Origin of the sequence: Marinibacterium profundimaris (assembly GCF_002210095.1) — a bacterium.
Taxonomy (GTDB): Bacteria; Pseudomonadota; Alphaproteobacteria; order Rhodobacterales; family Rhodobacteraceae; genus Marinibacterium; species Marinibacterium profundimaris.
Genome location: NZ_AQQR01000031.1, coordinates 1 through 11775 on the forward strand (window position 1 = coordinate 1; position 11775 = coordinate 11775).

Below are 11775 nucleotides of genomic sequence, written 5' to 3' on the forward strand. Positions count from 1 at the left end.
ACCACACAAAGTGAGGCAGAGCCCAATTAAGGGCTACGCGACAGGCATGTTCATGCCGCTGCCCGGCCGGGCACATGGCTTGGCGAGATGCTGACGCGCAAGCCGCCGATGCTGGTGCGGGTCGCGCTGGCGAACAAAATGGCGCGGATCGTCTGGGCGCTGATGGCCCGAGGCGGCGCCTACCAGTCTCCGACCGCTGCGGCGTAAGCCGTCACTGGTCGCGAGGACGTCGGAGCGGAAGAGGGCAAGGAGACGTTTGGCGCACGGTCGTGAGACGGGATCGGGAGAACCAGAGCGCAACAGAGTGCCATCGAGCACGCGGCTTTGATCTGGACCCGACCTGCGAACACCATACGGGCCCGCGGCGTGATGATGGCCGCAACAGAGGCCGGATACATGTCAGCACCCGACACCGCGCGAAACTGATCCAGAAACCCTCTTGCGCAAGGGGCGGTTATACATGTTGCGCAAATGCTGTGAAGGTTTCACCTTGCGAATCCAGTCTGTTAGTCAGGCTGCATGAGCAGACCCATACCCCCGACCTACAAGACCAGGAACTGGCCAGCCTACAATGAAGCAGTCAAGCGCCGGGGCTCGCTGACGATCTGGTTTGACCCCGAGATGAGCTGGGATGCCGCGCCGACAGGCAGGCGTGGCCGCCAGCAGACCTACAGCGATGCCGCTATCCAGACGTGCCTCTCGATGAAAGTGCTGTTCGGCATGGCGCTCCGGCAGACGACCGGGTTCGTCGAGAGCCTGCTACGGCTGGTCGGCCTGAACTGGACGGTGCCCGACTTCAGCACGCTATCTCGCCGCCAGAAGACCTTGGCCGTGAACATCCCCTACCGCGGCTCCAAGGGGCCGTTGCACCTGCTGATCGACAGCACCGGGATCAAGGTCGAAGGTGAAGGCGAGTGGCACGCACGCAAGCATGGCGGCCCGAAACGGCGCGTCTGGCGCAAGCTCCACCTTGGGATCGATGAAGAAACGTTGGAGATCCGGGCCGTCGAAGTCACCGGGAGCCACATCGGTGATGCGCCCATCCTACCCACCTTCTCGACCAAATCCCGCAGGACCAGGAAATCGGTAGCGTTACGGCTGATGGCGCCTACGACACGCGCAAATGCCACGATGCGATTGCAGATCGCGGTGCCCATGCCGTCATCCCGCCCCGCAAGAACGCGAAGCCCTGGAAGACGATCACCGCCGGAGCCGTGGCGCGAAATGAGGCCCTGCGCGCGGCGAAATACCTGGGCCGCGCGCTCTGGCGACGATGGAGTGGATACCACCGCCGAAGCCGCGTCGAGACAAAGATGCATTGTATCAAGTTGCTGGGCCAGCGGCTCATGGCACGGGACTTCGATCGACAGGTCGCCGAACTCCAGGTCCGCATCGCCGTCCTGAACGGCTACACCGCGCTCGGAATACCCGTCACGGAAGCTGTGGGATAAGTCCGTCCGGGGAAAGGGGAACCTCGGCCTTAAGCCGATTTGTGCATCAGAGCCCTTGACACTAATAATTAGCTATCTATGTTTTTCCCGGCGATGGTTCCCCGGAAGAGGAGCCGGATTTCATCGCTGCATCAAACTGGAGGAAATTCATGTCACGGACAGCCAATTTGGCCGGCCCGCGTTCGCGGACCGGAATGGTGGTGCTTTGCCTCGCTCTGACCGCGGGCTTCGCCCCGCTCGCGTCGGCGCAGGAGCAGCCCGCCTTCAACGAACATGCGGGAACCCTGCCGGACGGGACGGCATGGCTGATCCGCGTGCCCGAGAACTGGAATGGTCGACTACTCAGGGATCTGGATTTCGCCAGCAACGTTTCGGTCGCGTCAGCGGTCCAGCGGTATGACGACCTGCTCGGTCGTGGCTATGCCTTCGCCGGGCTCGCCCGGCACCCGCTGCGCCTGTGGCAATACGATCCGCAGCGTGAAATCCTGAATCTACAAGCTGTTCAGGACATTTTCACGGACCTGGAGCGCGCTCCTGACATGGTGCTGCAATACGGCTGTTCTGGCGGAGGGCTCGACAGCCTCGCTTCGGCCGAGGATTACCCGGACAGGATCGACGGTGCCGCCGTGCTTGCCGCCCATACGCCGGTCTGGATCATGAGCAGTTTCCTGGATGGCTGGTTCGCCATGCAGACCCTGCTGGGCGAAAGCTATGAGGCCGCTGGGCACGGTCCGGCCAGCGATCTCGCCATCGTCGGCCTGCCCAATGCCGGAGCGGGTGGCGAGCGCAGCCTTGACGCGATCCGTGCGTCCTGGATGGCCGCCATCGAAACGGCGGGCGAAAGCCCGGAGGGCCGCGCGCGGCTGGCGCTTGCCTTCGCCATCGGACAGTGGTCGCCGTGGATGGTCGAGGGGACCGAACTACCCGACACCGCGGATGCCGGCGCCATGGCCGACATGATCGTGGCCTCGGCGCTGCGCATCGGCGGTAATGTTGGCGGGTCCTCGCGGCTTCTGTTCGAAAACGCCGCATCGGGGCAGCAACTTTCCGGGAACGAGGGGGTCGACTATGCCGCCTTCTACCAGAATGCCGCACCCGCGATGGCGCGGACGGTTGAGGCGCTCTACGAACAGGCCGGTTTGGACCTTCAGGCCGACATTGCCAGGATCGACGCCGCCCCCCGCATCGCGGCCTCGGATTATGCGCGCGATTTCTGGGCCGCAGACGGGCGCACGACGACCGGCGATCTGCAGGTTCCGGCGATCCGCATCCACATGCTGGGCGACTGGGCCATTCCCTACACGCTGATGGAAGGCTACGGCGCGCTGGTGCAGGAGCAGGGTACCGGCGATCTGTATCGGCAGTCGCTGGTCCAGGGCACGGGCCATTGCGAGTTCACGGCTGCCGAAAGCACGGCCATCGTCGAGACCCTGGTCGAACGGATCGAAACGGGCGCCTGGCCCGAGACATCGCCCGAGGCGCTGAACGCCGCAGCCGAGGCGCTGGAAACCGGGAGCGCCCCCCGGTTCATCGAACACGGTGATTGGCGCGTGGCAGCCTATAACCGGCCCTGGGTTCCGGCAGAATGAGCCGATGGGGAACTGGCGCTGCGCCGGTTCCCCCACAGGTCCGGTGGCGCAAGTCATTGGTGGACCGTCGCCAACGCGCAGTGGGCATCTCTGGCGAGGGCAAGTGTTCCCATGTCTGGACGACCCCTGCTGCGCAAGCTGGGAATTGACGCGCCTATGCCGAAAGCAGTCATGTCTACGGCCTTTGTGGTGCGGTCTAGCCGCTGGCCCAGATGAAGTCCGCGGATCGGGTCCCAATCAAAATTGCGCGCTTTCTGCGCCTTGACCCCCTGGGGTGTCCCGATCCCCGGTTCGACCGGTTTGTCATCTCTTCTCAGCTTCACGCATTCCGTCAGCGGTTCCGCGCTCAGGAGACAGGGGCCGCGTAGATCTCGTTGCGGCGCAGGAGCGCCCAAGCGATCCGGGCAGTCTTGTTGGCGAGCGCGACCGCAACGACTTTCGGTCGCTTGCGTGCTTTAAGCCCAAGCATCCAAGCCTTGCCGGCATCGCCCTGCCTTGCAAAGCGAAGCACCGCAGTCGCGCCGGAAACGAGCAGTCGCCGGATATATCCATCACCCTGCTTGCTGATCCCGGTCTGTCGATCCTTGCCACTGCTTGAGTTCGCCCGTGGCGTCAGGCCTAGCCAGGCCGCGAACTGTCGTGCCGAGCGGAACAGGCTCGGATCCGGAACATTTGCAGCAATTGCGCTGGCGGTGATCGGTCCGATACCGGGAATGGTCGCCAGTCGCCGGCTCGTCTCGTGCGTCCGGTGCCACTCGAGGATCCGTTTCTCCAGGGCCTCAGCCTGATCGGCAATCGCCTCCGCTTGGCAGATCAACGCATGGATGGCAGCCGCAGCATGGTCAGGCAACTGTCGCGTTGCCCTTAAATCGGTTCTGCCTCACTTTGTGTGGCGCAACTATCCTGAAACTGGAAAATTCAGGAGGTATAGTTGTGAGTTCGAAGAAGCACTGGTCGCCCGGGAGCGATGTTGCCGTTCAAAGCGTTGAGCGAAGTGAAAGAGGCGGGTGGATTGTATCTGGCGTCTTGGCTCCCAACGGCATTTGCCCAGACTGTGGATTGCATTCACGCCGACGTCACGGCTGGCGGCGTCGGCGGCTGCAGGATTATCCCGCGCATGGAGACGAGGTAACGGTTGATCTCGCAATTTGCCGTTGGCGATGTCAGGCACCCGCTTGCCCACGCCGGACATTCTCAGACCAAATCGCCTCGATTGCGCGTCCATTTGCACGTCGTACTTCGCGTGTCGGGGAGATTGTCACCCATCTTGGGCATGCGACCGGCGGACGGCCAGCCGAGCGGTTGTTGCATCGTTTGGGCCTTGGAGTCAGCGATGACACGGTGCTTAGGCAGCTGAAGAACCGTGCCCAAGACAGTGGCGAGTCGCCGACAGTCATCGGGATCGACGACTGGAGTTGGCGGAAATCGCAAACCTACGGCACGATCATTGTGGATCTGGAGCGTCGCGTGGTGATCGACATTCTTGAGGATCGAGATGTCGTCAGCTGCACCAACTGGCTGAAGCGACACCCCGAGGTGGAAGTGATCAGCAGAGATCGCTGCGGTCTCTACGCCCAGGCAGCACGGCAAGGGGCACCGCAGGCGAAGCAGGTCGCTGACCGGTTCCATATCGTACAAAACCTGCGGCAGGCCATCGAGGAGCAAATGAACCTTCACGGCCGTGCGACCGGCAGGGCGCTGCTGTCCGACGCCGACAACATCACCGCAGCCGGCAGCCTTCTGAAGTCACGCCTGGCGCATAGGACGTCTCGGGAAGAGATTTTCGCCACCATTCATGCGCTCCGAAATCAGGGGCTTTCATGCAGCGAGATCGGGCGGCGAACAGGGTTCCCGCGTCGCAGCATCGCGAAATGGCTGCAGTTCGAGACACCACCGGACCGCAGGCGGGCCGCTTTGAAGCCGACATCGCCGTGGTACTTTGAAGAGTTCCTGAGCCAAAGCTGGAAGGAGGGCATTCGAACTGGCAGCGCCCTGTTCCGTCTGATCCGAGAGCGCGGTTACGAGGGGAGTCAGTCGCATTTGCAGCGTCTGTTGGCGGGCTGGCGAAAAGCAGAACAGCAAGGGAGCGACTCCAAGGTAGAGCACGAAATCCTTAAGCCAGTCCGGGACCCGGAAACGGGGCACGCGATTTCCCCGGTCATCGCAGCCGCGCTGTGCATCAAACCCCGCGGAAAGCTCACCCCGGATCAAGCGCGGAAAGTCGACGCGCTCAAGGCCGGTTCTCCCGCCTTCGCAACGATGCGAAGTCTCGCCATGCGGTTCAACGGTATCCTGCGCAGCCGCCAAGCAGACCCGCTCCCAGCATGGATCGACAACGCGATCGAAACCGATCTGGCGCCCATCGTGCGCTTTGCCCGCACATTGAACCGGGACTTCGATGCAGTCAAAAACGCCATCGAGATGCCATGGAGCAACGGCCAAGCAGAAGGTCAGATCAATCGCCTGAAGACGCTCAAACGCGCCATGTACGGTCGAGCCGGTCCAGAATTGTTGCGGGCGAGAATGCTACCGTTCCGCCACACAGATTGAGGCAGAGCCCAATTAAGGGCTACGCGACACCTGTTGTGCCATTTCGCATCGGAAAAGGGCGCGGAATACGCCCTATCCGCGCTTTCCTACTTTACGTTTTTCTGAGTTTGTCTTGCCATGTTTTCTGGATTTCCGGGTTACGTGTGTATTTGGGGAGTTTGCCTTGCATGATGCGGGTTGCGTTTTCGACGAGGACCTCGGGCATGACCGAGTAGAGGTCGACCGTGTGGCCCAGGATATGCGGCGTCAGGACGACCCGGTCGATCTCGCGCAGCGGGTGGTCGGCGGGCATCGGTTCGGTTTCCGTCACATCCAGCCCCGCCCCCGCAAGGTGCCCCTCGGTCATCACCCGCGCCAGCGCGGCCTCGTCGATCAGCCCGCCGCGCGAGGTGTTGATCAGGATCGCATCCGGCTTCATCGCCCGCAGTTCGGCCTCCCCGATCAGGCCCCGGGTCCCGGCATTGAGCGGCACGTGCAGGCTGATCACGTCGGCCTGCGCCAGCAGTTCCTCGCGTGCCACCAGCCGCACGCCTTCCGGCGCGGTCTGCGGCGTCAGGAACGGGTCATGCACCAGGATCTCCGCCGGCTCGAAGGCCTGCAGGCGGTCGATCACCCCGCCGCCGATCCGACCCGACCCGATCAGCCCGATGCGCCGCCCGCACAGCATCCGCGCGTACATCTGCTGCGGGCGCCCCGCGTTCTCACGCAAAAGGCGCTCGGACCGGTGCAGCCGGTAGAGCAGCACCAGCATCAGCATCACCGTCGCCTCGGACATCGCCAGGAAGTTCTCGGGCGTCGCGCCATTGGCCACGATCAGCCCGCGCTCCGCGCAGGCCTCCAGATCGACCGCATCGACCCCGATCGTCGGGAACACCAGCCCCCGCAGCCGCGGCGAGGCGTCGAGATCCTCCTCGCCCAGCCGCGAGCGCGAGCTGGCCACGATGATATCGACATCCCCCAGCAGCGCCTGCCGCTGATCCGGCGTCAGCCGCAGCGGCACCCCCGGCGTGATCGCCGGGCCGCGCACCACCTCCCAGCCCTGGTCCTCCAGCCGCGCCGAGGCGCGCTCCAGAACCTCGTCCAGAACCGGGTCTTGTGCTATGTAGATCCTGGGCATGCTCAGTCGCTCCGCGTCAGGCCGGCGACCATGTTGGGGTTGTAGCCCGGCCGGACCCGCGCGTCGATCACCACGCTCTTGCCCTCGCGCACCATCTCCAGGCCTTTCTTCACCGCCTCGACAAGCTCGCCGGCGGTCTCCACCGGCCCGATCCCCTCGCAGCCCTGCGCCCGGGCGACACCGGCAATGTCGATATCCGGGTCGCCGATCCGCTGGCCGATCCACTTGTTCTCCACCGGGCGGTTGCGGGCCACCGCGACGCGCTCCTGGTGGACCTCGTCATTGTAGAACGAGCGGTTGTTCGACACCACCGCGAGGAACGGCGTGCCGTAATGCGCCGCCGTCCAGAAGGCCGAGGCCGCCATCATGAAGTCCCCGTCGCCCAGCACCGCGACCGGCATCCGCCCGCTGTCCTTCAGCGCCAGCGCCGCGCCGATCAGCATCCCCGGACCCGAGCCGATCCCGGCACCGCCGTCCGAGCCCAGGAAATCCAGCGGGTGGCGGAAGTGCCAGGCCTCCCCGGCCCAGCCCAGCGGCAGGCGCACGATGCTGGCGCAGACCCCGTCCAGCCCCTCGCCGAGCGCCCCGGCCAGCGTCATGATGTCGAGCGGCGTCTCCGGCGCGGGCGCCTCCAGCGCCGGCTTGACCGGCAGGGCCTCCGGCGCCGCGCCCGCACCCACCTCCAGCGCATCCGCGATGGCATGCATCGCCCGGTCCGGCGCGCAGGCCAGGTGCAGGTCGAGCGCCGGCAGGGCCTGGTGTTCCATGCCCCAGCCGTTGTGCAACTGGTAATCCTGCGAGGCCTGGATGACCTTCGCCGTCACCTCGCCCGCCAGCTTCAGCGTCCCGGCAAGGTCCAGCCAGTCGAGGCTCAGGATCACGTCCGCCTCGCGCAGCACCTCGCCCGCCGCATCGTCGATGAAGAAGGCCGGCTTGCCGCGATGCTGCGGATGGTCCGTCGGGAAGGACGCCCCGATCCGGATATCCGTCAGGACCCTCGCGCCCAGCGCCTCCACCAGCGCCACCCGCCGCGCCCAGTCCGCCGGGTCGCGCGATACCCGCCCCGCCAGGACCACGGGGGCCTTCGCCCCCTTCAGCAGCTCTGCCGCTCGTGCCACCCCTTCGGCGGCAGGCTCGGCCGGCAGCGGCGGCTGGTAGCGCGAGAAATCCGGCAGCGCCGGCGCCGCCTCGTGCCGCTTCTCCTGGATCGACACGTCGAAATTGACATAAGTGGGCCCCATCGGCTCGCTCCGCGCGATCACATCCGCGCGCAGCATCGACTCAAGCGCCGCCTCCATCGAGGCAGGCTGGTCGTCCCACTTCACATAATGGCGGATCATCGAGGCCTGGTCCCGGCAGGTGTGCAGCCAGTCGATCCACGGCCGCCGCATCGCCGCATCCACCGGCCCCGTCGCCCCGTAGATCAGCACCGGCACACGGTCGCACCAGGCGTTGAAGATCGCCATCGTGCCATGCATCAGGCCCACGTTGCTGTGCAGGATCACCGCAAGCGGCTCCCCCGTCACCTTCGCATAACCATGCGCAATCGCCACCGCATGCTCCTCGTGCAGGCACAAAAGCATCTGCGGATCCGCGTTCCCAAGGTGATTGACAAGACTGTCATGCAACCCCCGGAAACTCGACCCGGGGTTCAGCGCAACATACTTAACACCCAAGCCACGAAGCATATCCGCAAATACATCACTACCCCATACACCAGTACCCGCCGAAGGCACAGGCGTCTCAACGCGTGAAGGTTTTTGATCAGTCATGTTTCCATCCAACTTTCTGTTTCTTTTCATTCAGCCGCACCTGCACACCGGCGGCGCCGCCGTTTTCTTTCTTGATCGCCGCCCGGATGATCGGCGTTAAGGGAAGATCGGGGCAGGTGATTGCCGGCCTTTCAGCCCGCGTCGCCTCCCCCCGGCCAGCCGCTTATTGCCCGGCGAGGTTGATGTGAACGTTCTTCTCGTGGGTGAAGGAAATCAGTTCACCGATGCCTTCCTCGCGTCCGATACCGGATTGCTTGACCCCGCCGAAAGGCGCCCCGAGGAAATGGCGACCGACCTCGTTGACCCAGACGAACCCTGCCTCGACACTCGCCGCCGTTCGGTGCGCGGTGACAAGGTCGCGGGTCCATATCGCGCAGGTCAGGCCAAGTTCGAGCGCATTGACCTCGCTCAGCATCTCGTCTTCGTCCGACCACTTGCGAACGGCGAGCACCGGGCCAAAGATCTCTTCCCGCGCAATCCGCATTTCCGGAGTCACGTCGGCAAAGATCGTCGGCGCGATGAAATAGCCATCGGCCAAGGCGCCATCGGTCACGGCATGCCCGCCCGTAACGGCCTGTGCGCCTTCGCTCTTGGCGGAGTCGATGAAGCTCATCACGCGGTCGAACTGCGCCTGGCTGACGATGGCCCCCATGGTGGTTTCCGGATCGGTCGGCACGCCGGGTTGATACCGCGCGACGGCCTCGGCCAGATGGGAGATCACCTCATCGTGAATATCCTGATGCAGGAAAGCCCGGCTTGTCGAGCCGCAGGACTGTCCGCACCAGCCGAAGTTCATCCCGGCGACAATCGCATCTGCAATCTTTTTCGGGTCGCTGTCGGGATAGGCGATCAGGGCGTTCTTGCCACCGAGTTCCAGCAGGACGGGCTTGACCGTGTCGCTGGCACTGCGCATCACCGCGCGCCCGGCGGGAACCGACCCGATCAGCGTCACCTTGGCCACGTCGGGATGCTCGGCCAGCCCGGCACCGGCTTCGACCCCGCCGGGCAGAACGCTGAACGTGCCTTTCGGCATCAGGCCATCGACGAGTTCGGCAAGACGCAGGGCCGAAAGGGGCGCCTGCACCGGGGGTTTGATGATAACGGCATTGCCCGCCGCCAGCGGCGCGGCCATCTTGCCGCCGCAGAACATGAAAGGATGGTTGAAGGCGAGAATCCGGGCAACGACGCCGAGCGGCTGGCGCAATGTCATGTTGACGCGGTCCGGCCCCATCGGGATCGTGTCACCCTTCATTTCGGTCACGAGACCCGCGAAAAATTCCATCTGGGCTGCGGCAATCGCGGCATCACCGCGCATTTCCGTGTAGGGATTGCCGCAGTTCGCGGCATCCATCATCGCCAGTTCATCGCCATGTTTGCGCAACAGCGCCGCGATTTCCTTGAGGATGCGGGCCCGTTCCAGCGGCGCGACATCGCGCCATTCCTCGAAACCCTTCCCCGCCGCGGCAACCGCGGCGTCCACGTCGGCGCGGCCCGCCGTGGCAACCGTTCCGATCGGCTGCCCGGTGCCCGGATTCAGGGTTTCTTCGTAAAGTCCTTCGATGGGTGGAACCCATGCCCCTCCGTAATACAGGTCTGCTTTTTTCGAAAGAGTCAGGTTCGCGTCCAGTTTCAAGATGTCCATCAGATGTTTCCTCCCCACGTTGACACCTGTTAACTTAGACCTCTAAATATTGTCAATCAAAGAACTCGGCCCATGGCCGACTGGAGGCGCAACAGGTGGGGCAGATACTCATCGACGGTGGCCTCGGGGGGGGCGTCCGTCGCGGGCAGGCCGATGTTGAGCGCCGCGACGACCGTGCCGTGCCGCCCCATGAGCGGGACGGCGATGGACCGCAATCCAAGCTCGACCTCCTGGTTCACCAGCGCAAACCCTTTGTCGCGCGCGTCGTCGATGCGCGTCATGATATCCTTGGGTTCGACGAGTGAAAACCGGGTGCGCGGCGTGAGGTCGGACCTTTCGACCAGCCCTGCGGCCTCCTCTCGCGGTAACGCGGCCAGAAGGACACGCCCAAGCGAGGTGCAATGCGCAGGCAGGCGCGACCCGGGCATAAGCCCGACGGACATCACCCGTTTTTGCGCCGCACGAGCGATATAGACGATATCGCTTTCATCCAGCAGCGCCACCGAACAGCTTTGCCCGATTCTCTCGGACAATTGATTCAGCCAAGGTTGCACGATCTGCGACAAGGGCAACGAGGCCAGCGCCGCCATGCCAAGACGCAGAATACGCGGCGTCAGTGTAAAGAACTTGCCGTCGTAATCGGCATAACCCTCGCGGTTGAGCGTCAGCAAAACACGCCGCGTCGTGGCGCGGTCAAGCCCGCTTGCCGCTGCCGCCTCGGTGATCGAGAGGCGCGGCGTATTCGCGCCGAAGGCTTCGATGACGCGCAGCCCCTTGGCCAAGGAGGCGACATAGTCGGTCGGTTTGTTCAACATGCGAACAGCGATAGCAACATAATGAACAAATCTCAATAATTGACCAAATCATCTCGCCTGCCGCAGCGGCGCAGGCTATGGCTACGGCCAGAAACGGAGGGTCCTCATGAACAAAGTCTCGCTTTCTGTGGCCGATGCCGTCGCGGATATCCCCGACGGAGCGAAAGTCATGATCGGCGGTTTCGGCGGCTCCGGCGCGCCGATCGAACTGATCCATGCGCTGATCGACAGGTTCCGCGCAACCGGCAGCCCGAAAAACCTGACGGTGATCAACAACAATGCGGGCAACGGTGCCATCGGCATCGCCGCCATGATCAAGGCCGGCATGGTCGCGAAAATGATCTGCTCTTTCCCGCGCTCATCCAATGCCGAAGCCTTCAACGAGAAATATCTGTCGGGCCAGATCGCGCTTGAGCTTGTGCCGCAAGGTACGCTGGCCGAGCGTATCCGCGCCGCAGGTGCGGGCATCCCGGCCTTTTACACGCCGTCCAGCTACGGAACCGAACTGGCCGAGGGCAAACCGACCGAGGAATTCGACGGCAAGATGTATGTCCGCGAAGGTTGGCTGCGCGCCGATTTCGCACTGATCAAGGGGCAGCTGGGCGATACCCTCGGCAACCTGACCTATCGCCTGGCAGGGCGCAATTTCAACCCGCTCATGGCCATGGCCGCCGACAAGACCATCGCCCAGGTATCGAGCCTGAGCGAACCCGGCTCTATCGACCCCGAGCAGGTGGTTACGCCGGGCATCTTCGTCGACACCATTGTCGAAGTGCCCGACCCGCAACAGGAAGAAGTGCTTGTCCGCACGGGAGTGGTTTACTGATGTCCGATTTCAA

7 protein-coding genes and 3 pseudogenes are annotated in these 11775 nt (G+C 63.9%); 5 read left to right on the top strand and 5 right to left on the bottom strand.

Annotation, left to right across the window (positions count from 1 at the left end):
• Nucleotides 1-42: 42 nt before the first annotated feature.
• The 3 genes and pseudogenes from ATO3_RS28670 to ATO3_RS26760 all read left to right on the top strand — a co-directional run.
• A pseudogene (locus ATO3_RS28670) lies at nucleotides 43-207 on the top strand (IS110 family transposase); the annotation flags it as partial.
• 312 nt (nucleotides 208-519) lie between these two features.
• Nucleotides 520-1451 (top strand): annotated as a pseudogene (locus ATO3_RS26755) (IS5 family transposase).
• 149 nt (nucleotides 1452-1600) lie between these two features.
• The gene (locus ATO3_RS26760) at nucleotides 1601-3040 is read left to right on the top strand and encodes a hypothetical protein (RefSeq protein ID WP_024099412.1); all 1440 of its coding nucleotides are present in this window, start codon (nucleotides 1601-1603) and stop codon (nucleotides 3038-3040) included.
• 346 nt (nucleotides 3041-3386) lie between these two features.
• Here the strand turns inward: ATO3_RS26760 and ATO3_RS26765 are convergent.
• A pseudogene (locus tag ATO3_RS26765) lies at nucleotides 3387-3890 on the bottom strand (IS110 family RNA-guided transposase); the annotation flags it as partial.
• 83 nt (nucleotides 3891-3973) lie between these two features.
• Between ATO3_RS26765 and ATO3_RS26770 the strand changes: the two are divergent.
• Nucleotides 3974-5590, top strand: a complete 1617-nt coding sequence (locus ATO3_RS26770; protein ID WP_073038202.1) for an ISL3 family transposase — start codon at nucleotides 3974-3976, stop codon at nucleotides 5588-5590.
• A gap of 91 nt (nucleotides 5591-5681) precedes the next feature.
• On the opposite strand, the gene ATO3_RS26775 is transcribed toward ATO3_RS26770, so the two are convergent.
• The 4 genes from ATO3_RS26775 to ATO3_RS26790 all read right to left on the bottom strand — a co-directional run bounded on the left by ATO3_RS26775 (nucleotide 5682) and on the right by ATO3_RS26790 (nucleotide 10936).
• Nucleotides 5682-6707, bottom strand: a complete 1026-nt coding sequence (locus ATO3_RS26775) for a 2-hydroxyacid dehydrogenase (RefSeq protein WP_233152334.1) — start codon at nucleotides 6705-6707, stop codon at nucleotides 5682-5684.
• Between the two features lie 2 nt (nucleotides 6708-6709).
• On the bottom strand, nucleotides 6710-8509 hold the full coding sequence (locus tag ATO3_RS26780; RefSeq protein ID WP_408630834.1) for a thiamine pyrophosphate-binding protein: 1800 nt from the start codon (nucleotides 8507-8509) through the stop codon (nucleotides 6710-6712).
• Nucleotides 8510-8642: 133 nt separating this feature from the next.
• Nucleotides 8643-10121: an aldehyde dehydrogenase family protein gene (locus tag ATO3_RS26785; protein WP_088652855.1), complete on the bottom strand. Its 1479-nt coding sequence runs from the start codon at nucleotides 10119-10121 to the stop codon at nucleotides 8643-8645.
• A gap of 56 nt (nucleotides 10122-10177) precedes the next feature.
• Nucleotides 10178-10936 carry an IclR family transcriptional regulator domain-containing protein gene (locus tag ATO3_RS26790; protein ID WP_088652856.1) on the bottom strand — a complete coding sequence of 253 codons (759 nt, stop codon included), beginning with the start codon at nucleotides 10934-10936 and terminating at the stop codon, nucleotides 10178-10180.
• Nucleotides 10937-11042: 106 nt separating this feature from the next.
• On the opposite strand from ATO3_RS26790, the gene ATO3_RS26795 reads away from it, so the two are divergent.
• Nucleotides 11043-11762, top strand: a complete 720-nt coding sequence (locus ATO3_RS26795) for a 3-oxoacid CoA-transferase subunit A (protein WP_088652857.1) — start codon at nucleotides 11043-11045, stop codon at nucleotides 11760-11762.
• Nucleotides 11763-11775: the final 13 nt, after the last annotated feature.

Excerpts from the sequence above, each read along its gene's own strand:
- ATO3_RS26760 (WP_024099412.1), top strand. The coding sequence starts at position 1,601 with ATGTCACGGACAGCCAATTTGGCCGGCCCGCGTTCGCGGACCGGAATG.
- ATO3_RS26775 (WP_233152334.1), bottom strand. The coding sequence starts at position 6,707 with ATGCCCAGGATCTACATAGCACAAGACCCGGTTCTGGACGAGGTTCTG.
- ATO3_RS26780 (WP_408630834.1), bottom strand. The coding sequence starts at position 8,509 with ATGAAAAGAAACAGAAAGTTGGATGGAAACATGACTGATCAAAAACCT.
- ATO3_RS26785 (WP_088652855.1), bottom strand. The coding sequence starts at position 10,121 with ATGGACATCTTGAAACTGGACGCGAACCTGACTCTTTCGAAAAAAGCA.
- ATO3_RS26790 (WP_088652856.1), bottom strand. The coding sequence starts at position 10,936 with ATGTTGAACAAACCGACCGACTATGTCGCCTCCTTGGCCAAGGGGCTG.
- ATO3_RS26795 (WP_088652857.1), top strand. The coding sequence starts at position 11,043 with ATGAACAAAGTCTCGCTTTCTGTGGCCGATGCCGTCGCGGATATCCCC.